At 48.7% G+C, this 20,075-nt stretch carries 18 protein-coding genes and 1 tRNA gene; 11 read left to right on the top strand and 8 right to left on the bottom strand.

The features are described from left to right. Positions 1-795 precede the first annotated feature (795 nt). The 6 genes from nth to AAH187_RS15330 all read right to left on the bottom strand — a co-directional run bounded on the left by nth (position 796) and on the right by AAH187_RS15330 (position 6,297). Positions 796-1,452 carry an endonuclease III gene (nth, locus tag AAH187_RS15355; protein WP_342349348.1) on the bottom strand — a complete coding sequence of 219 codons (657 nt, stop codon included), beginning with the start codon at positions 1,450-1,452 and terminating at the stop codon, positions 796-798. A gap of 83 nt (positions 1,453-1,535) precedes the next feature. Then, positions 1,536-1,730 (bottom strand): 30S ribosomal protein S21, encoded by a 195-nt coding sequence (gene rpsU, locus AAH187_RS15350; RefSeq protein ID WP_312645163.1) that lies wholly within the window; start codon positions 1,728-1,730, stop codon positions 1,536-1,538. 179 nt (positions 1,731-1,909) lie between these two features. Continuing rightward, a complete protein-coding gene (locus tag AAH187_RS15345) occupies positions 1,910-3,301 on the bottom strand; it encodes an NAD(P)(+) transhydrogenase (Re/Si-specific) subunit beta (RefSeq protein WP_342349347.1) in 1,392 nt (463 codons plus the stop codon). A 5-nt stretch (positions 3,302-3,306) separates the two neighbouring features. Next, the gene (locus AAH187_RS15340; protein WP_342349346.1) at positions 3,307-3,585 is read right to left on the bottom strand and encodes a proton-translocating transhydrogenase family protein; all 279 of its coding nucleotides are present in this window, start codon (positions 3,583-3,585) and stop codon (positions 3,307-3,309) included. A 14-nt stretch (positions 3,586-3,599) separates the two neighbouring features. Further along, the gene (locus AAH187_RS15335) at positions 3,600-4,766 is read right to left on the bottom strand and encodes an NAD(P) transhydrogenase subunit alpha (protein WP_342349345.1); all 1,167 of its coding nucleotides are present in this window, start codon (positions 4,764-4,766) and stop codon (positions 3,600-3,602) included. A 256-nt stretch (positions 4,767-5,022) separates the two neighbouring features. Continuing rightward, the gene (locus AAH187_RS15330; RefSeq protein WP_342349344.1) at positions 5,023-6,297 is read right to left on the bottom strand and encodes a hypothetical protein; all 1,275 of its coding nucleotides are present in this window, start codon (positions 6,295-6,297) and stop codon (positions 5,023-5,025) included. A gap of 262 nt (positions 6,298-6,559) precedes the next feature. Between AAH187_RS15330 and AAH187_RS15325 the strand changes: the two genes are divergently transcribed. Genes AAH187_RS15325 through AAH187_RS15315 form a run of 3 tightly spaced genes read left to right on the top strand, consistent with a single transcriptional unit; the run spans position 6,560 to position 9,480 of the window. Continuing rightward, positions 6,560-7,615 carry an alkaline phosphatase family protein gene (locus AAH187_RS15325; RefSeq protein WP_342349343.1) on the top strand — a complete coding sequence of 352 codons (1,056 nt, stop codon included), beginning with the start codon at positions 6,560-6,562 and terminating at the stop codon, positions 7,613-7,615. A gap of 4 nt (positions 7,616-7,619) precedes the next feature. Beyond that, positions 7,620-8,066: a hypothetical protein gene (locus tag AAH187_RS15320; RefSeq protein WP_342349342.1), complete on the top strand. Its 447-nt coding sequence runs from the start codon at positions 7,620-7,622 to the stop codon at positions 8,064-8,066. Between the two features lie 25 nt (positions 8,067-8,091). Next, positions 8,092-9,480 (top strand): HEAT repeat domain-containing protein, encoded by a 1,389-nt coding sequence (locus tag AAH187_RS15315; RefSeq protein ID WP_342349341.1) that lies wholly within the window; start codon positions 8,092-8,094, stop codon positions 9,478-9,480. Positions 9,481-9,541: 61 nt separating this feature from the next. On the opposite strand, the gene AAH187_RS15310 is transcribed toward AAH187_RS15315, so the two are convergent. Next, positions 9,542-11,224, bottom strand: coding sequence for a methyltransferase domain-containing protein (locus AAH187_RS15310; protein WP_342349340.1), 1,683 nt, complete (start codon positions 11,222-11,224; stop codon positions 9,542-9,544). Positions 11,225-11,687: 463 nt separating this feature from the next. Here AAH187_RS15310 and AAH187_RS15305 point away from each other — a divergent pair, with 463 nt between their 5' ends. The 7 genes from AAH187_RS15305 to AAH187_RS15275 all read left to right on the top strand — a co-directional run bounded on the left by AAH187_RS15305 (position 11,688) and on the right by AAH187_RS15275 (position 18,373). Further along, positions 11,688-13,175 (top strand): BCCT family transporter, encoded by a 1,488-nt coding sequence (locus AAH187_RS15305; protein WP_342349339.1) that lies wholly within the window; start codon positions 11,688-11,690, stop codon positions 13,173-13,175. Between the two features lie 122 nt (positions 13,176-13,297). Further along, a complete protein-coding gene (locus AAH187_RS15300; RefSeq protein ID WP_342349338.1) occupies positions 13,298-13,747 on the top strand; it encodes a hypothetical protein in 450 nt (149 codons plus the stop codon). A 409-nt stretch (positions 13,748-14,156) separates the two neighbouring features. Continuing rightward, positions 14,157-14,522 carry a hypothetical protein gene (locus tag AAH187_RS15295; protein ID WP_342349337.1) on the top strand — a complete coding sequence of 122 codons (366 nt, stop codon included), beginning with the start codon at positions 14,157-14,159 and terminating at the stop codon, positions 14,520-14,522. Between the two features lie 138 nt (positions 14,523-14,660). Further along, complete coding sequence (locus tag AAH187_RS15290; RefSeq protein WP_342349336.1) at positions 14,661-15,758, top strand: HEAT repeat domain-containing protein; 1,098 nt, start codon at positions 14,661-14,663, stop codon at positions 15,756-15,758. A 15-nt stretch (positions 15,759-15,773) separates the two neighbouring features. Further along, the gene (locus tag AAH187_RS15285; protein ID WP_342349335.1) at positions 15,774-16,865 is read left to right on the top strand and encodes a HEAT repeat domain-containing protein; all 1,092 of its coding nucleotides are present in this window, start codon (positions 15,774-15,776) and stop codon (positions 16,863-16,865) included. 16 nt (positions 16,866-16,881) lie between these two features. Then, positions 16,882-17,655, top strand: a complete 774-nt coding sequence (locus tag AAH187_RS15280; RefSeq protein ID WP_342349334.1) for a HEAT repeat domain-containing protein — start codon at positions 16,882-16,884, stop codon at positions 17,653-17,655. 49 nt (positions 17,656-17,704) lie between these two features. After that, the gene (locus AAH187_RS15275; protein ID WP_342349333.1) at positions 17,705-18,373 is read left to right on the top strand and encodes a HEAT repeat domain-containing protein; all 669 of its coding nucleotides are present in this window, start codon (positions 17,705-17,707) and stop codon (positions 18,371-18,373) included. Between the two features lie 142 nt (positions 18,374-18,515). Here AAH187_RS15275 and AAH187_RS15270 read toward each other — a convergent pair whose 3' ends face one another. Next, positions 18,516-19,847, bottom strand: a complete 1,332-nt coding sequence (locus AAH187_RS15270) for a UDP-glucose/GDP-mannose dehydrogenase family protein (RefSeq protein WP_342349332.1) — start codon at positions 19,845-19,847, stop codon at positions 18,516-18,518. Between the two features lie 152 nt (positions 19,848-19,999). Between AAH187_RS15270 and AAH187_RS15265 the strand changes: the two genes are divergently transcribed. Continuing rightward, positions 20,000-20,074: transfer RNA gene (locus AAH187_RS15265), tRNA-Gly, on the top strand. The last annotated feature ends 1 nt before the right edge of the window (position 20,075 follow it).

Raw genomic sequence — 20,075 nt, 5'->3', positions numbered from 1 at the left:
ATTCGCCGAGAGGATTCCCGACTTCAATGACGGGCTGTAACGCCGTTAAGGCCAAAGCCTTATCGGCCAATGCGACTGCAGCTACTGTTCCAGCAGAAACTTTCAAGAATTGCCGTCTAGAAAGAAACATTGCTTACACCTCCTAAGTGAGTGCAGGACAATAAGTCCATGATTTAATTCACAAATCTAAACTAAAAACTCCCTACCACCTCCTTTACATGAATAAAAATTTTGGCCAATTAATACCACTTAACTTTAATTTTTATTTGTTTAAAATACATCAAAGACAACAATAGCAAGATTTGAACCTTTTCCATTCGTTATGAAAATTTCATAAGTATCTGTTTAATTTAAAAAAAATACAAAAAAAATCTTTTAAAAAAATAAAGAGATTCAAAATGGTAACATTATCATCTACATGCCAATGATTACCTCTTATTGAAAGCATCTATTGTAATTATCGTAAATACTTGAAAATTATAATAAAATAAAGCTTAAAACATTCCATTACATCAACAAAGGCACCAATTGGTAACATTACATTAAACGGTAACATTAATTTACTTTAAACGATTCTTACTAGCCATAATCCAAAAGATCGCAATGGGTAGGCAATTGGGCTCCTAATACGAATCCGCTCCTATTATTTTGGTTAAATTTCTAAATATTCAACGCCTCCTATCTTGCATCGCTTCCATCATGAGCCATTTCCGCACAGCAATTAGATGAATGCGGAATCTTTCACGACGGACTTAGTTTAAAGTAAAATAAGCCAACTTGTAATATTTCAAATTTTTAACGTCTTGATAAAACGCCAATTTTTGGACAATAACGGCTTAAGCTACAAGTACCGCACCACGGCGAGATTGGGGTGCATATATTTTGACCAAATGACACCAATAACCCATTGAGAGAAATCCAACACCTTCGAGGAAGTTTCACGCGAAGCGATTGCTCTGTTTCATCAGGTGTTTTGGTGCCGACATAACCCCATCGATTGCAAATTCGATGGACATGGGTGTCTACGCATATCCCAGGCATTCCATAGGCCAAAGTAACCACCAAATTGGCCGTTTTACGTCCAACCCCCGGCAATGACAACAGGGCTTCAATCGTATCAGGAGCCTTCCCATGAAAATCCCTACAAATCATTTGACTTAACGCCTTAATTTGCCTGGCTTTTACGCGAAAAAAACTTACAGGAAAAATGGTTTCCTCTATTTTCTTCACCTGCATTTCTGACATTGAATATGGGTCAGAAGAAATAGCAAACAACCGCCGACTAGCCTCAGCGGTCGCTTGATCACGAGTTCGCAAGCTTAAAACACAGGCAATCAGGATTTTAAAAGGATCACATCCTTGTTCGGCAAGGTGACCAAGTATAGGGGCAGGAAATGGCTTTATAGCCTTCTTGACTAGGCGGAGGAAGACAAGAATGTCATCCTCCCTCATATTATCGGTTGATTAAGTTGGAAAGAAATAATGATGGAAAACTAGAATACTGAAATCAGCGAGGCAACCCAGTAACGAAAAGCCTAAAACATTCTATTTTTTGAGAGCCATTTTTGGCGCCGACGTGCTGCCTCACGCTCTTTACCTTTTTTCTTAACGCTAGGCTTTTCATAAAATCTGCGCCGCTTCAATTCACGAAATAAACCCTCTGCTGCTAACTTTTTCTTAGCGACTTTCAGTGCTTTTTCTACGTTGTTATTGATAACTCGTACTTCCACGTTTCCCTCAAACTAAAGATTAAATCAACATTTTACAATTTAACGCCATACTTCCAAGCTTGGCACTTTATCACGAGTTGGAAGTCTATGCAAGACGAAATAGCTCACAGTTTTATATATTTACCTTTAAAACCAACATGCTATATATTTTAAATCTGGGGCACTTCAAAAGGACGGCACTACGAGTCTTTTAATGCGGCAATCATATCCAAAACCATCTTTTTGCCATCCCCAAATAACATAAGGGAATTATCCAAGGCGAATAATGGGTTGGGAATTCCAGCAAACCCAGGGCTTAAGCTGCGCTTAATCACCACAACGATTTTTGCCTTATCAACATCAATGATAGGCATACCCGCAATGGGACTGCTTGGATCAGTCCTGGCTAATGGGTTCACCACATCGTTGGCACCAATTACCAAGACCACATCAACCTGGTCCATGGTTTGGTTGATATCATCCATGTCTTTCAATGCCTCATAGGGGACATCGGCTTCAGCCATAAGAACATTCATATGTCCTGGCATTCTTCCTGCCACAGGATGAATACCGTATTCTACTGTGGTCCCTCGGCTTTCTAGAAGGGCAGCGAGACTAGCGACAGGATGCTGAGCTTGAGAGACGGCCATTCCATAGCCTGGAACAATCACCACTCGCCGCGCCGCATCAAATAACAAAGCAACTTCTTCAGGAGATGCCGACTTAACTTTTCCGCCATACACTTCATCTGCGGTTTGGCCACCCTCGCCCGAAGGTCCCATTACTCCAAACAAGACATTGGTCAACGAGCGGTTCATGGCCTTACACATAATATGGGTCAGGATGATCCCAGAGGCACCAACCAATGAACCGGTAATGATGAGGACATTATTGGAAAGCACAAAACCTGTTGCGGCGGCAGCTAACCCAGAATAGGAATTTAACAACGCAACTACCACAGGCATATCTGCACCACCAATAGGAAGCACGAGCAGAATCCCCAATACGGATGCCACCCCGACCAACATCCAGTATAGCGAGAAGCTTTCAGGATTTAAGACCACCCCAATACTCAATCCAAGCACCAAAAGGGCCAGAATTGAATTAATCACTTGTTGACCGGAAAACAAAACCGCATTTTCAGAGATCAGTCCCTTCAGCTTTCCAAAGGCGACCAGACTCCCCCAAAACGTTACAGCCCCGATTAAACCTGATGCAGCTGTGGCAATCGTCAATTGAAGAATGGGCGAATCAGTTAAAGAAGACCCTTCAATCAACGCGGCCCCGGCCACAAAGATTGAGGCAGCGCCACCAAATCCATTCAAGAGTGCAACCATCTCCGGCATAGAAGTCATTTCTATGCGTATCGCCAACACCGCACCTATAGCGCCACCCACTACCATTCCCAAAATAATATACTCATAACTGACAATGTGTTGATCAGTAAGGGTCACCACCACGGCCAGCAGCATTCCACAGGCACCCAGGAGATTCCCGCGAACTGCTGTTCGAGGATGGGTAAGCCCCTTCAGGCCAAAAATGAACAGGACGGACGCGACGAGGTAAGAAAAATTTATAATAAAATCGTACATATGTTTTAGGTCTTCTTTTTAAACATGGCCAACATTCGGTTCGTCACCATAAACCCACCAATCACATTGATGGTCGCCAAGACCACAGATAAAAAACCCAGAACGGTGGTAACCCACAGCTCCGTTCCTGTAGAAACAATGGCCCCCACTAGGGTGATACCTGATATGGCGTTAGAGCCTGACATCAAAGGAGTATGAAGAGTGGGCGGTATCTTCGTGATGACCTCGAAGCCCACGAAGATCGCGAGGACAAAAACCGTAAAGGACATGAGAAACATTTCCATAAAATCCCTCGTTCTTATGCCGATTGAGCAGGAAGCCCCAATACTTCTCGAATGCGCGGTTGAACAACTTCTCCATTTCGCGTCATCATGGTTTCTTTCGTAATTTCGTCGTTCATATCAAGTTGAATTTCCCCTTTTTTCACCAAATGAAGGAGAAAGGTCGCCACATTTTTGGCATACATTTGACTGGCATGAAACGGCACGGTTGAGGGCAAATTTTCAGGGCCATGAATAGTCACACCATCCACTACAATTGTATGTCCAGGCTTCGTCAGCTCGCAGTTCCCGCCCCGCTCTGCAGCCAAATCTACAATCACTGACCCTGGAGCCATGGCCCCAACCATATCAGCCGTAATAAGAATAGGTGCTTTTTTCCCCGGCACGGCCGCCGTGGAAATCACCACATCACTACCGGCGATTACTTTTCCCAATAACTCTCGCTGTTTTTTGTAAAAGGTTTCATCTTGGGCTTTGGCATACCCCCCTTTATCCTCAGCCGCGCCTGTTTCCAATGGCAGCTCAACAAACTTGGCGCCCAAACTTAAAATCTGCTCCTTGACAGCAGGACGAATGTCATACGCCTCGACTGCAGCCCCTAATCGCTTAGCCACGGAAATGGCTTGCAATCCTGCAACCCCAGCGCCAATGATTAACGCCTTCGCAGGAGTGACCGTTCCAGCCGCTGTCATGAGCATTGGAAACATTTTTGGCAGAGAACTGGCGGCAATCAGGACCGCTTTGTAGCCGGCGACTGTCCCCATGGAGGAAAGGATGTCCATGCTTTGTGCACGGGTAATGCGAGGCATCAACTCTAAAGCAAAGGTCGTGACTTCACGAGAAGCAAGGTCTTGAACCGATTGAGGGGCGGTCAAGGCTTCGGCCATTCCAATCAGCATCTGTCCTTTTCGAAAACCTGCCAGGTCGGCTTGGCCTTCGGTAGGGTTAGCCCCCAGCAACCTCACCTGGACAATGCAATCAGCCTTTTCAAAGACTTGTGCCCGGGATGAGGCAATAGTCCCCCCTTTTTCGATATAGGCGGAATCAGGGTAACCGGCTTGCTCACCAGCCTTGGATTCCACAATGACATCCATTCCACCTTTTTTCAGCGAGGGAAGCACGGCTGGAACTAGGGCAACTCGGTGTTCACCAGGATACGTTTCTTTCAGGACGCCAACAATCATAAGGCCATATCTCTAAAAATAAGGGTTGTGGAAACTTTATATTAAGTCAGCCGGGAATATTTAAGACTCCTTGGCAAACCCTGTGTTGATATCACAGGGATTCAAAGAGAATCAATGTGCCTTTGGATCTATAAGATAATGAGACTAACGGCCCAGCGTAATAGGCAAAACTGAGGCAACACGCCTCATAACCCATCGACAGAAAAATCCCATGAGAGGCGGCCACGGCTTCTACGACCAAAATGATCTTTTTTACTCAACCATCCTTCTGTGAATAGAATGCCTGTGCGATCTCACTCGCCAGAAATAACATGGCACGGCTATGGGTATAGCATGCATGGCCGAATAAATGTTGTTGAGGTGACTCCTCCGCTTGAACTCCATATTCCACCAATAAACATTGTCCGTCATTGGCACATCGTGTCGTACGCCGGGTACATTCCAGCCACCGTTCAAAGCCGTCATAGGGTTCAAAAATTTCCCGGAAATCAACATTGGCCTGCTCAGCCTCCGGGTTATTCGGAACCATATCCGTTCCAGCCAACGCCAATTGCTGTACGTAATCACCTCCAGTTTGATAGGGCATTTCCCACGCAATTTGAGGTAATTCCATTTTAGCCAACCAACGCTTGCCATCCGTTCGAATTTCACGGTGATTCACAAAATGAAGTAAATGACCAACCCCATCGATATCCCAACCATAGCGAACCGGGGTCCCTAGCGTTACAACATCGACCGTTGCACCATTTAACGCCGCTTGATCCATAATAAGACCATACATGTGTTCGAGTTGAGCTACGGACCGATCCGCTGAAGGGCACGATTGCCAATATTTGGCCAAAATTTCAAAAACCCGCCCCCTCGCCTCCGATTCCCCTCTGGTGAGAATATTCGACAATAAAGCCAAGACCTGCCCGGCATGTCCATGGCCAACGAGAAGAAGCCGATCATCCCTTGTTAGGTCAAGACTAGAGCCCCATTTTTGAAGATGCATTAAAAGGTGTATGGCGGCTTCGACCCGGCCAACATGATGATTAATCGAAGACCAAGCGTATCGATCACAAGGAATAGATTTCTCGCTCGCCGGAGTCAGGGCGAGTTCAAATTTCCTTACATACGACGAAGAAAAATTTCCTATTTCCCGAGCAAGCAGGTCCAACTCCTTGTGAGTTGCTTCATCGTTTGCCACAGGAGGGTGAATGGGATCTCCCGGGAGACAAATACCGTTTGTGGCAGGGCGAAGGAGAGCCAGCAACGATTCTAAACCAGATATTCCCCGGGAATAACCTCGCTTTAAACCTCCGACCTCATCTAATCTGGCAGCTCCAAAGAGATCCATAAAGGGAAGCCCATGGAGAAAGAGGATCCCCTTCACTCGGGATTGGCACATGCGTTCGCCAACGCCAGCCATGGCTTTGCCCCACGCAGGAGAATCTAGAGCCGCTCCAGGCTGAACGGTTCGATAACCCACCCGTGCTCCGGGGTCCGACTTGGAATAATTGGCATGTTGGAAATTATTTTCGTGAGGCATCGGGAACCACCTATACTGTGGGACCTCCATTCATAATGGATCCCCTAGACCGAGGGCAAGAGAAGCTTGAATTTTTTTGGGCTCCTTTATTATAGAAAGAAACGCCTGGCCTTCTCAGTTGGTTGACCGCCTGAAAATCTGCATGATAAGTTCAAATCCGACCACTCGCCTGACAGTGGAGGAGAAGTTTCCTGCTAAGATAATATAAGGTTCATTCCCAATTTCATTTATCATTTTCTTTTCCTGGAGCAGGGCAGAAATTATGAGCACTTCCCAAATATCCCCCCCCCAACATCGTCGCGGTAAACTCATGCGGTGTTTTTTCCTAACATGGAGTTTGGTCTTGCTTCCGCTAATCGGAGGAACAGCCTCGATTGCTTCCGCCACACAAGCCGAACACATTATTCTGGTCGTGTTGGAAGGGATCAAATCTTCTTCCATCCAAAACGGTGCGACTCCAAACCTGGCTCGTTTAGCTAAGGAGGGAGTTGTGACCTGGTCCGCTCAATCCATAACCCCACCTCTCACTGTTCCAGCGATGGCCTCCCTGCTCACCGGGCTTCAAGTCGAAAAGCATCGGGTAACCGCCGAATGGGAAACATACGATTTTGCACGGTCATTTATGCGCTCACCCACCGTCTTTGACTACATGGATCTGGCAGGAGGAAAAGACACCGGCGTCTTTCTTATGGATGAACGGCTCTATCAATTAGTTCGACCGGAAATTTACGTCGACTCCCAAGTCTGTGGTTACACCAAACCCCAATGCACGCCAGAAAGAGCGTCGGTATACATTAAAGACTTTTTAAAAAAAGTTACCAGTGAGAAAGGCTATGGCTTCCGGCTTTTTGGAGTGCCAAACCTGTTATTAGTTCACCTACCAACGGCGGTTAAGGTCGGACAGAAATACGGGTGGGATTCCGAAAAATATTCCACCGCCTTAATGGCAATCGATACGGCTGTGGAACAAATCATCCAAACGTATAAAGAACTTGGAGTATTGGACAAAACCATGGTGATAATTACTGGCCTGAATAGCGGACCTCTTTCTCCCACTACAGAGGGTGCGAAACCAGTCTCTACCAGCCCTAATGTTCCTGAGTTAGATGCCACTATTCCCTGGATTGCCTGGGGCGCGAATATTAAGAGAAATCATCCCATCACCCAATCAGTATCTTTATTAGATACCGGAGCGACCATCATGTATGCACTCGGGCTTGAAACGCATACCGAATGGGACAGCCAGGCGATTGGTGACATTTTCCAAACTGTTCCTGAACGACGGACCACCGACAATGAACTCCAGAAAAAACAATAAGACCATGATTCGAACGCACTTGCCTCGTCAATTCCGACATGGCATTTTCTGCCTGTTGCTCATGGGTATTTCCCATCTGCCCGTTCAACTCGGGCACGCAGCAGATCCTGTCAACCCTCTGTTGCGAGAGTTTCCTGTCACCGTGAATCCGAGCGCCCTTGCCCCTCCAACATGGTGGCACGTACCCGGCATGACCCCATTGATTTGGACAAAAGATCCCATCAGTAGTGACGCATACAAGACCTCCGAGACCAGAACCTTAAACCTCAAGCCCGGAGAATATCGTTTTGGAACTTTTACGTTTGATTTCTTATTCAAGGTGACCTTATCCGGAACCTTGGAATTCTCTCCCGCACTTGATCAATGTGTAGACGGACGAGGAACGCAAGTCCTGACCATTCGTTGTAGCCATACGCAACCCTATCCCCAAGAACCGGACTACCCGAAATAAGTCGGAAGGGATAAGAAGGAAGATCATGTCGAATTCTGTGCAAGACTGGATTGATGCCCTGGAAGATGCCGATGATGCCACTCGTGAGGAGGCTGCCAAGGCACTTGCGGAAAGGGGTGACCCGAAGACGTTAGAACCCCTCCTGAACGCCCTTGAGGACGACTATTGGTCGGTACGATCACATGTCGGATGGGCTTTGGCAAAAATTGGCGGAGAGAAGGCCGTTGAAGGCCTCATATCGCTTTTCAATGACAGTATGATGGAAGTACAAGCTGAAGCAGTAAAGGCCATGGCTTCTATGGGGAAAAGCGTCATTCCGCAATTACTGACCTGCTTGAAAGACAAACGGTGGCGGGTGCGCGAACAAGCCGCGAAAACTTTAGGCGAATTGCGTGACCCTCAGGCCGTCCAAGGCTTGAACCTGGTGTGTCGTGACCGGGATGGTGCGGTCAAGAGTGCCGCAGCTGAAGCCTTAGGAAAAATTGGCGACCCAAAGGCCATTCCAACCCTGATTAAATTATTCAAAGATACATCCAAGATCGTACGGGAAACCGCTGGGACCGCATTGATGTACGTGGGGAAAGAATCAGTCGATGCGCTTCTGGAATCCCTCAAAGATCCTCACTTCGTTGTGCGCTGTCACGCGGTTCGGGCATTAGGGGGCATGACTACGGACTATCAAATGGGGCGGGTGTGGGTCCGTGAACCTCGTGTCGTCGATGCCCTGATCGATATGGTAAAAGACCCCGATCGAGCAGTTCGCGAAGATGCCACAATTGCCTTGGGCAATATTGGAGATGCCCGTGCAGTGGATGCTCTCATGGAAGCCATGAAAGATGGTACGGTTAAACGCCATGCGATCGCGTCCTTAGGCATGATCGGGGATCCTCGCGCCTACCCTCCCGTCCTGGACGCCTTAAAAGGTAAGGGCATACATCAAGAGGGGAAGCCAACCCCTGGCTGCATTATCAGCGAGGACCTCTTAATTAAAGAAGCGGCTGCCACAGCCCTAGGTCATTTTCGACATCCCAAAGTCATTCCGGATTTAGTGCTATTACTCAAAGACCTGGTCCTTCGGGATTATGCCGCCAATTCCTTGGTGTTGATTGGGGATGCGGCTATTGAGCCATTGGTATGGTTCTTCCATGACCCGGATTTATCTAAAGTCCAGCAGGAAAGCGAACGGGTTTTGGCGTTTGCTACTACTCGAATGACGGCAGGAGGTGCTCTCAAAAAAACGGTCTTAGACACCCTGGATAAACTCGGGTGGCAGCCAACAGAAGGCATCAGCAAAGAGACCAGAGAGATTGAATATACTGATACCGCTAATGTGTTAGGTGAGGGAGGAGAAGGCCGCTTTGGCAAGAGCGGGGACTTTGCCATGCCGGCCAAACCACCTAAAATCGAACGGTAATATACTCCAATTCCCGTGTCGGAACGTGACGAGACTCCATTGGCGGATGTCCCACCCTCTATTAGTCTCGCTGAAAATGCAAAATTCCCCAGCTGAGGTGGCCACTTTTCCCAGCCTCTACCCAATGCTGGAGACCTACCTTCATAGCAGCCAGATAATCCTCAGTACAAACCCGGATGAGCATATGATGTTGGGTGGTGATCTCCTGAAGCACTCGCCCATAATGCGCTGTAAGATTCGCGGAAAGATCCTCAACTCCAACTTCTTTGAACCCGAGTTGGGCAGCCATCTTCCGATAGTATTCAATCGATCCCAGTGAATCCAAATGAATACGATTTAAAATTGGTTGAAGCACATCGGGAGAACAGGTTGCACTTTTCATCGGATCGGTAAATATAAATTGTCCGCCCCTGGCCAATACCCGGTGGACCTCCTGGAAAACTTTTTCCCGATCTCCGCTATGTAAGATGGCATCCTGCGACCACACAAGATCCACGCTCCCATCCGGCATGGGAATCGACTCAAAATTCCCGTCAATGACATTAATGGCTAAACTAACATGCTCTTTCTGATTGAGTTCTCTATTCCGCTTATTTTGAACTTCACTCAAGTTCAGGCATCCAACCTGACATCCATATTGTCTCACAAGATGACGCGCTGAACCTCCGTACCCCGATCCAATATCCAACACCCGTGTCGTTGAATCAAGATCTTTGACAGAAGCCGCCATTTTCTCCACGGTTCGTCGGCTGGCATCGAAAATCGAATCATGGTCGGAGACGTACAATCCAATGTGGATATCTTCTCCACCCCAGATCGTGGCATAAAATCGGTCAGCATCCGAACTATTGTAATAGGCTCGAGCCGTATCCACGGTGGTAGAATAATTCAGATTCCCAAATTTGCCCATGATCGTGGGGGAACGCTCCTCATTTTTATAGAGTTTCTCAGCCACATGAACATAGAAATCGGGGTCCTCAACTTTATGCGTTTCTTGAAAGTCCGCATAGGTTTTTACTTGTTGAAAGCCAACCTCATTCATGAGCCGGCGTGTATATTCTTTCCGCAGCGGAAACATATTCAAATGAAACGCTTCACCATCGGGAAAGGTATATTTGAATCTGGCAAGCCCTTCATCAACATGTTCCGGCTCCGCACTAACATTATCTCCGCAATAGTAATACACATGCTTCGAGGTAAACCCATTATCTAAAATCCCATCGTAATTCCTTTGGTCCAGAATCAGCACCCCATCGTGCTTCAGCGCGGTGTAAAATTCGGCCAAGGCTTTTCGCCGATCCTGCTCGGAAAAGAGATGAGTCAGAGAGTTCCCCAGGCAAATCACCGCATCGTATTTATTGTGTATATCCCGGCTCAACCAGCGCCAATCAGCATGAATCGTTCGCATAATAAACCCGGCTCGTCTGGCATTTTCGAATGCCTGTGCTAACATTTCAGGACTGCCATCCGCACTCGTGACTTCGAACCCGGCACGCAAGAGCCGAATAGAATGAAATCCCGTTCCCGTCGCGACATCTAATACGCGTTTGACACCCCGTTCCTTCAAAATCCTGATAAAAAAGTCCCCTTCACTTGAGGCCCGAGCCTCCCAATCAATCAAGGCGTCCCATTTTTGCACAAAACTATGAACATACTCCTGTTTGTACAAATCCGTTTTTCGCTGAGCAATGGGATTATCCCCATATTTTTGCTTACTACCGGGCATCGTCGCTTTCTGAGTCATTATGGGAACACCTCCCTGAGGGCCGCTGCCCTCACCACCGCTTAGAGTAATGGGTGCAATGAATAAAGGTTTGGCGATTTTCTTTTTTTATTCAGAATTCAATTGGCAAATCCCGCAAGGACAAAACTATAGTCTGTCCCAACGGACCAGAAATAGAATTGGCCTCCGCACTTTTCCTGCGAGTCTAAGGAGGCCAGACTGTTGTGTGTGAGGTTCTCAATCTAACTCGTTAGGCCCTTCTTCGCAACCCCTTGAAATTATGTTCCCATTTTTTGATCAAACGCACCATGCACATCAACCGCAATAGGACTTAAAGATTTTTAAGCAGAAACGTTATTAGCGGCACCTATGCCGGAATTTCCGGATCAATGTATTTTCCCCAGCCTGCATTAATTCGACTTTTCCTTGTCCAACAATACCAATTATGGTAACCCTAGCCTGCCTTACTCATTACCATCGCTCCATGAATTCACTGAAATCCACCACTCTGGTCTTCAAAATATCCTGCGCCTTCGCCTTTCTCTTCCTGCTGTGGGGCGCCATAGCCCCGCATCATTTGGCGAAAATCACCGGCGCATACCAAACGACTCTTCTCAATTCGTTTGGTTGGCTGTATGTCCTGGCAGCAACGGGTTTTCTTGTTTGCGCGTTCTGCCTGATTTTCTCCCGATGGGGAGATATTCCGCTTGGGCCTGATGGAGCCAAGCCTGAATTTCCTCTCCACACCTGGTTTGCCATGCTGTTTTGCGCAGGAATGGGCATCGGTCTCGTATTCTGGGGAGTCGCCGAACCCACGTCTCATTTCCATGATCCCCCCATCGGCGAAAGAGAAACGCCTCAAGCCGCCCGCCTGGCGCTGCAATATTCCTTTTTCCATTGGGGGCTTCACCCATGGGGCATCTACACCATGGTGGGCATGGCGCTGGCGTATTTCCAGTTTCGAAAAGGCACACCAGGGCTGTTTAGTTCAGTGTGCCAGCCGGTTCTGGGTAGCCATGCGATTGGGCCACTGGGCATCGTAGTGGATGTGATCGCCGTCTTCGCCACCGTGTTCGGCGTGGCCACCTCTCTTGGATTTGGAGCATTACAAATCAGCGGAGGATTATCCTATGTGTTTGCCGTGCCCAATACCCTCACCACTCAATTAGCCGTCATCGCCATTGTCACGGTACTCTTTATGCTCTCCGCTCAAACCGGACTTCAACGAGGCATCAAATACCTTAGTAATCTGAATATGGTTCTGGCGCTGACTCTCCTGTTGTTCTTGCTGTTTCTCGGCCCAACGCACTTCATCATGACCGTGTTTCCCTCGACCTTCGGAAACTATATCCAGAACCTTCCGACGATGAGCCTGAACCTCGCACCATTCCGGGATTCAACCTGGATTCACAACTGGACCTTGTTTTATTGGGCATGGTGGATCGCCTGGGCGCCCTTTGTGGGAACCTTTATTGCCAGAATTTCCAAAGGCCGGACGGTGCGACAATTTGTATTGGGCGTATTGCTTGTTCCGTCCCTCTTTTGTGCATTTTGGTTTACCGTCTTTGGAGGAACCGGGATTGCATTAGAACTCTTTCAGGACGTGTCCCTAAAAACCGTCATGGAAAAGCAGGGCATCGAGGTCTTGCTCTTTACGGTGTTAGAGCACTATCCGATGGGCACGGTCATGTCGCTCATCGCCATTTTCTTGATCGGCACCTTTTTCATCACCTCAGCGGATTCCGCCACTTTCGTCTTGGGAACCTTAACCACGAATGGCAGCCTCAATCCGCCCAACCGGATTAAATTCACCTGGGGCATCATTCAATCCCTATCGGCAGCCATTCTTCTTTGGTCAGGAGGACTCAAAGGCCTGCAAACCGGCGCCATACTGGCTGCATTTCCCTTTGTCTTCGTCATCATCATTCTCATCATCTCCCTTCTAAAATCCTTTCAGGAGGAAAGCAGGTAGGCTTAGCGCAACAAAAGGCACAATCAGTCAGGAGTTGCTTTGACCTAAAGAAATCGCTATTACTGCTAATCCTTGCAACCCCTAAAATATACCTACTCACAGAAATGTTAGAGAGGAATCTCATGAAGTTAGACTCACTTCCAAAAGAATTTACACCTTACACACAGCTAGAGATTGCGACGAATAAACTGGTCGATGGTGTGGCATTAGTGTCAGTCAATGGGTTTATTCCAGTTTTAATTGGAAGAGGTGATGCTCCTGAAATATGGGTGACCATTCCTGCCGATCAACAAGGTAAGGAATGGCGCCCAATCGTGAGTAACAATACTTCGTTGCTTGATGTGATTACCGTCATTGCCAAGGGAAAGGTGATCGAAGTCGCCTTGGCCGACGAGATTGTTCTCGAAGTCAAAGAAATTACCAGCGAGAGCGCGGAAATTACGAAATGCAATCTTCGGCCATTTGGCATTAATGTGTTTTTAGAGGACGACTGCCTGAAAGTCATGACGAACCGCTATTCAGGCAACACCATAACCGAGGCAAAAATATTTATTGATGTAGGGAAAGGATAACCACGGCCAGTAACCCAGCTGACGTCGAAATACCACGCTATTATTAGGCTACGCTCAGTCCAGAAAACCCACCAGATTAAGGTTGACGTTCCATGAGATATTCAACATGGGCATCATCAATCCTATTTGACCTTCCGGCGCAGTCCTCGGGTGGCTCGCCAAACTCAAAGGGGCACATCCTACTTACCTTTCCCTTCATCCTCCTCCTCATCATCTCCCTCCCCAAATCCATTCAGGAAGAATCCCGCAAATAGTCTACGCTCAACCAGAATCATATTGCTCTCGATCCATCATTCTGGACTTGCACCATCTCACCTTATATTGTCAGAATGATGATAGAACGCCTCCTTGAAGAGGCCAATGATTCCTACTTGACTCGAGTAAACGGCTCAACCTGAAAGGAACGATCATGACTGAACTTGAGACGACTCTCCCACATATCACCACCACCGAAACATTGGTGAGATTTTATGTCCTCCTCTCCCAATACATCGACCGATGCCTGGATGAGGCCACCAAACGCTCACTTCCGGAAGGAGAATTTCAAAAACATCTGGCCGAGACTCATACTCAGGTAACGGAGCTTCTCGCGACAAACCGGGTAGTCAAAAACAAGGCGGAGACGGAATTTCAACGGATTACGACACTGTGTGAAAAATTTCTGAAAACCCCAACCGATCAGCCCCTAAAAGACAGCCTCCAACAGGAGCATGACGTTCTGAGAATTAAAATGTTAGCACTGAGCGACCTCTTAGCGGTGTTTCGATCGGTGTAGGACATACGAACACCCGCACAGACGACCTCTCTTCTACCTCATTGACCCTTCAAAAAATCGTGTGGTAACGTCGACTTTGGGGTTTTCCCTAATGGTAGGGAAACGAGTGTGGTCTTCATTCCGCCACTTGGAGCAGACATGGTCGACTCAGTCGCTGAACATATTTCTGCCCTGGATGACGAGGATTGGGGCGTGCGCGAGGATGCGGCCGTGGCCCTTGGACGCCTTGGCGATCCCCGTAGTGTTCAACCATTGATTCGGGCGCTTCGTGACTCTGATCGGGCCGTGCGAGAGGCCGCAACCTCTGCCTTGAAAATTCTTGGAGAACCGGCCATTCTCTCGTTAGGGTTTTGCCTTCAGGATGCAAATCTTCAAGTTCAGGAATCCGCCGCGTGCATTCTAGCCGATATCGCCAACGATCAAGTATTAGACCCTTTATTGTCCGCGGTATTAAATTCTAACTGGATTGTGCGCATGTCGGCAGCCAAAGGCCTCAGTCGCATTCAGAGTCCCCAAGCCATTGATACATTGATTTTGCTGCTCCAGGATAAAGTGCCGGCCGTGCGAGAGGAAGCGGGACGGGGCATTCAAACCATCGGCAACCCCAGCATTCCAAAGTTATTGGAAAAATTAAAAGATCCAAATTGGAAAGTCCGGTTGCGTGCGGTGGAAGCGTTAGCCCTTTTGAAACCCCTGGAAGCGGTAGGACACCTGATGATTCTGGTTCTCGAAGATTCCGATACTGCCGTGCGCCAAGACGCCGTGCGAGCACTTGGCCAGATCGGCGATCCCCGTGCCATTCCTCTTTTGCTCTCGTCCCTCGCCCTCGATACGCCTTCGCTCAAATTGCCCTCGATTGAAGCACTCGGCCAGATCCGATCCACCGAAGCCATTCCCATGTTAATCGCGTTGGTCAACTCGCTACCCAAGGAAACCTACGAAGATCGCATGGAAGGATGCACCGACCCTCAATATAAAGAAGATCTTCCCCCCCTGGAAGCCGCCATCAGGGCCTTGGGTAAGATTCGTGACCCACAGGCTATTCCAGCTCTAATACAAGCGCTGCAAAGTACGCTCCTGCGGACAGAAGCCGCCGAAGCCCTGACGCAGTTTGGCCAAAATGCCGTGAATCCGTTGCTAAAGCTCTTAAAAACTACTAAAAATGACAATCTCCGTCGTCATGTGTTGGAATCCCTTTCTCACCTCGGCTGGAGGCCGGGACAGATACGCATCTAACCGAAAGACCTGACGATGCCGAAAGAAACCTTCGAAACCATCATCTCTGAACTGGATCATGAGGAAGATTGGCGCCGAATGCGGGCCACCTCCACCTGCATGAAGGGAGGACCCAAGGCCGTCGAAGCCATTATTCACGCCATGGCGACCGGTTCCACTCACTACAAGGTGGAAGCCGCAAAAATGCTGGCCCGCCTGCGGGATCCCCGAGCCGGCCAGGCCCTCGCCCATGTCCTGAAGGATGAAGATGAACAGGTGAGACAGGCTGCCGTGGATGCCTTAGAACATATGGCTGGCATTTTGGATGAAGCCACCGCAGCTGCACTCTTAGAGCATTTACGCGACGATACTCTCCAGGAAAAAGTCACGGCACTCCTCGGGGTTATTCCCACCTCTATCGGTCCTCTATCGGAACGGCTCAAGGATCCCGATCCCGCCATCCGACTCCGAGCCGCAGAGATCCTCGCTCATCTACTTGATCCTCGATCGGCAGATGGGTTTGTTGATGCCATGTCCGACCCCGATCTTCGTGACCTGGCCACCGATACCTTGCGAAAATTAGGTGCGATTCGAGACCGTGTCGATCAAACGATGGACCACCTGAGGGCGGTCGACGAATCCGAGTTAAAAGAAGGCGTGCGGCAGGAAGCGGTCATCCAACTGCATCGTATTGGCCGCCCAATCGTTGAAATTCTCATTGAATACCTGGAGGACGATGATTGGATCGTTCGGGAAGCCGCAGCAGACACTCTTGGCAAAATTGGCGATATTCGAGCGGTGGAACCACTCATGGTCCGGCTCCGGTCAGACAGCGATACGGGGGTAAAAGAGCATGCTCTGAAATCCCTTGGACTCATCGGTGATCCCCGGCCGGTTGAGTTATTTATTGAATCCATTCCCTGTCGCCCTCTTCGCATACTCGCGGTCGAAGCCCTGGAGAAAGTAAAAGAAGTCGAAGTCCTACGACCCCATATGGAATTATTTGCCAGATTAAAAACGGACCGGGATGGCCTGATTTCCTATAATTCAGGGGTCATCCTTGACAAACTCGAGGCTGCCACTGCACAAATGAGCATGGATGAAGAAGCCTGGGCTGAAAAGGAATAAAAGGAGTGTTGAACCCATGACGGAAGGTAACCACGTAGATCCCTTATTGTCGGCGCTTCGTGATGACAATGAAGCCCTTCGGAATCATGCCGCCTCCCGGCTCGGAGAAGCCGGCTCTGAAGCAATTCCAAAGCTGATCAATATGTTCTTGGAAGACGATTGTGTGGTTCGTGAGGCAGCCACAAGCGCCTTGGTTCAAATTGGGGAATCGGCCGTAGATCCCCTGATTGAGGCGTTGCAAGATGATGAGGAATGGTCTGTTCGGGAACAGGCAGCTACCGCTCTCGGGAAACTCCGTGCGATCAAATCGGTGGAACCATTGGTCCATGCCCTCCGTCTCGACAAGGATGGAGGTGTGCGCACCGCTGCCATCTGGGCGTTAGAACGGATTGGGCATCCTGATGCGGTTCCCGCCTTAGTCGATGCCTTAATGGACGCGACCCTCCGCGAGGATGCTGCAAGAGTATTAAAAAAATTGGGGGATTCCCGCGCCACTGATGCTCTGGTGGAAGGTTTACATGCCGCAAATTGGATTGTGCGCAGGCACGCGGCCGAGGCGTTGGGTAAAATTGGCGATCCCCGCAGTTTGGATCCATTAATTCAGGCTCTGGCTGATGAGGACTGGTTGGTTCGACGGAATGCCGCAGAATCACTGGCTCGATTTAAGGATAGTCGAGCCATCGATCCCCTTGTCCCTTTACTCGAGGATGAAAATGAAATGGTTCGGGACACCGCTGAAGGTGCACTGGCAAGTTTGGGGTGGACACCCGGTTCTGCCCAATCATCGTAACAAAAGATCTTTTCGTTTTTTTAACAACAAATAAGGACACTAAATCATCATGGCAAATGAAGCACCCGCAAAACTCATTTCAATCGGCCCCAAAAGTGGCACGAAAAAAGATGGGTTTAATCTTGTGACCGAAAACGTCACTGCGATCAATCTTGAGGCAAGACAAATCGAGGTCGAACTCTTGGCGTACGATGGGAAGACCGTTCTCATGGATGTCAGTGAAGAAGCTGTCGAAGACTTGCAAAAGATCAAAATCGGTGACGGGGCTACTCTTCGCGTCGTTGAGGAAGACGGCAAACGAATCGTCAAAAGTTTTCGCATTCGCTCCAAGGACCCCAGTATTCAACGCGCCGATGCTGCGCTGCAGGATCTTACCGATTCGCACTGGCTCAATCGCAAGCATGCCATTGAAGTGCTCGGCGAACTCCGGGTGGAAGCAGCCGTAAAACCGTTGGTGGAAATGCTCAGTGATGAAGTCGGTGACGTCCGACAGCGTGCCTATGAGTCCTTGATCAAAATAGGCGCACCCTGTGTCCCTGATGTCATTCCATTTTTGGTATCCGACGAAGACGACCTTCGGCAATCGGCAACCGAAATTCTTCGAAAGATTGGAAAACCAGCCGTCGAGCCTTTGGCCCTGGCATTGGGCGAGGCTGACGAAAAACTTCAAAAACGCATCATGAAGGTGTTAGACCGCATGGGCTATAAACGCAAATAGGGCAGCTGGCAGAGTACCCCAAAAGCCGACCTAGAAGGTAACGGTACTCGTCTTTCGCCCTAATCCTGGCTTTTCTCGGGTCAGGCTTCAGACTTCCCAATCTAAGCTTGGGCATCGATCAAAAAGGGTGTTTTGCGATCTCCTAGTTTTTTTGGGAAGGAGGGGCTCCTACGGTTTTTCGTCCCACCGAAACGTAATGAAACCCCAGATCTTCCATCCGTTGGGGTTCATAGACATTGCGAAGATCGATAAAAATCGGAGAGGTCACTGCGGCCCGAACCCGGTCAAAATCCAAACTTCTAAACTGGTTCCATTCCGTAACCAGGATCACGGCATCTGCCCCTTCCATCGTGTGGTAGGCATCCTGACAGGGGACCATGTTTGGCAACACCTTCATCGATATCTCCAAGGCCTCAGGATCATAGGTCCGCACGGTCCCACCCGCCTTCATGATCTGCTCTGCGAGATACAAAGCCGGTGAATCCCGAATATCGTCGGTGTTGGGTTTAAAGGCTAACCCGAGTAAGGCAATGGTTTTGCCCCGCAACTCCCCGACTGCTTCTCGAATTTTCGCCATCATCCGGACTCGCTGCTCGTCGTTCACCCGTTTGGTGGCTTTGGCGATAGTCATCTCATAATTATTTTCGTTGCCGATATTGATCAACGCGGCGGTATCTTTTCCAAAACACGATCCTCCATACCCTGGACCCGCATGCAGAAATTTCGACCCGATTCGTTTGTCTAACCCCATCCCTTTGGCCACCATTTGCACATCGGCTCCAACACCTTCACAGAGATTGGCCATTTCATTAATAAAAGAAATTTTCGTGGCCAAAAAGACGTTTGAGGCGTATTTGATCATTTCAGCGGTTGGAATATTAGTAATCACTATTGGCGTTTCAAGGATATACAAGGGGCGGTACAAATCTTTCATAATCGCCACTGATTCAGGGCTGTCGGCTCCAATCACCACACGATTGGGCCGCAAAAAATCCTCAATCGCCGATCCTTCCCGAAGGAACTCAGGGTTCGAGACCACGCCAAAACTACACGCCGCTGTTTGATTATCCTGAATAATCGATCGAATGCGTTTTGCCGTTCCGACCGGCACGGTGGATTTCGTCACCACCACCTTATATCCCGTCATCCGACTTCCCACATCTTTGGCCACTTGATCGATAAAGGACAGATCAGCAGACCCGTCCTCACGGGATGGAGTGCCTACGGCAATAAAAATAACAAGGGCTTCATCAACGGCTTTGTGTAAATCTGTGGTAAATCGGAGATGCCCGGCCGTCAGATTTTTAGTCACCAGCTCAGAAAGCCCTGGCTCATAGAATGGCACCTTGCCCTTTTCCAAATCCGCAATCCGGCTGGCATCAGTGTCCATACACAGCACATTCAAGCCAAACTCCGCAAAACAGGCTCCTGTCACCAATCCAACGTACCCGGTTCCAATCACGCTGACATACATGAATTTATCCTCCCTGCTCTCAATATGATGTTCCCATTTTACTCGGTTAAAACCTTGTTGCACTTAAAAACAAACGAATTAGTATACCCTATTCGATGTTGCTTGACAGCCTCCAGGGTGCCAACTAGAATCAGTTCAAATTTTCCTACAGAGCGGGAATAGCTCAGTGGTAGAGCATCGCCTTGCCAAGGCGAGGGTCGGGGGTTCAAATCCCCTTTCCCGCTCCAA

The sequence above is a fragment of the uncultured Nitrospira sp. genome, from assembly GCA_902500695.1.
In the GTDB taxonomy this organism is placed as follows: Bacteria; Nitrospirota; Nitrospiria; order Nitrospirales; family UBA8639; genus Nitrospira_E.
The sequence above is the reverse complement of the archived record's forward strand: the minus strand, read 5'-3'. Positions and strand labels throughout refer to the sequence as shown.

Bases quoted from the DNA above. Each gene is read 5' to 3' on its own strand.
- nth (WP_342349348.1), bottom strand. From the start codon at position 1,452: ATGAGGGAGGATGACATTCTTGTCTTCCTCCGCCTAGTCAAGAAGGCT.
- AAH187_RS15345 (WP_342349347.1), bottom strand. From the start codon at position 3,301: ATGTACGATTTTATTATAAATTTTTCTTACCTCGTCGCGTCCGTCCTG.
- AAH187_RS15340 (WP_342349346.1), bottom strand. From the start codon at position 3,585: ATGGAAATGTTTCTCATGTCCTTTACGGTTTTTGTCCTCGCGATCTTC.
- AAH187_RS15335 (WP_342349345.1), bottom strand. From the start codon at position 4,766: ATGATTGTTGGCGTCCTGAAAGAAACGTATCCTGGTGAACACCGAGTT.
- AAH187_RS15330 (WP_342349344.1), bottom strand. From the start codon at position 6,297: ATGCCTCACGAAAATAATTTCCAACATGCCAATTATTCCAAGTCGGAC.
- AAH187_RS15325 (WP_342349343.1), top strand. From the start codon at position 6,560: ATGAGCACTTCCCAAATATCCCCCCCCCAACATCGTCGCGGTAAACTC.
- AAH187_RS15320 (WP_342349342.1), top strand. From the start codon at position 7,620: ATGATTCGAACGCACTTGCCTCGTCAATTCCGACATGGCATTTTCTGC.
- AAH187_RS15315 (WP_342349341.1), top strand. From the start codon at position 8,092: ATGTCGAATTCTGTGCAAGACTGGATTGATGCCCTGGAAGATGCCGAT.
- AAH187_RS15310 (WP_342349340.1), bottom strand. From the start codon at position 11,224: ATGACTCAGAAAGCGACGATGCCCGGTAGTAAGCAAAAATATGGGGAT.
- AAH187_RS15305 (WP_342349339.1), top strand. From the start codon at position 11,688: ATGAATTCACTGAAATCCACCACTCTGGTCTTCAAAATATCCTGCGCC.
- AAH187_RS15300 (WP_342349338.1), top strand. From the start codon at position 13,298: ATGAAGTTAGACTCACTTCCAAAAGAATTTACACCTTACACACAGCTA.
- AAH187_RS15295 (WP_342349337.1), top strand. From the start codon at position 14,157: ATGACTGAACTTGAGACGACTCTCCCACATATCACCACCACCGAAACA.
- AAH187_RS15290 (WP_342349336.1), top strand. From the start codon at position 14,661: ATGGTCGACTCAGTCGCTGAACATATTTCTGCCCTGGATGACGAGGAT.
- AAH187_RS15285 (WP_342349335.1), top strand. From the start codon at position 15,774: ATGCCGAAAGAAACCTTCGAAACCATCATCTCTGAACTGGATCATGAG.
- AAH187_RS15280 (WP_342349334.1), top strand. From the start codon at position 16,882: ATGACGGAAGGTAACCACGTAGATCCCTTATTGTCGGCGCTTCGTGAT.
- AAH187_RS15275 (WP_342349333.1), top strand. From the start codon at position 17,705: ATGGCAAATGAAGCACCCGCAAAACTCATTTCAATCGGCCCCAAAAGT.
- AAH187_RS15270 (WP_342349332.1), bottom strand. From the start codon at position 19,847: ATGTATGTCAGCGTGATTGGAACCGGGTACGTTGGATTGGTGACAGGA.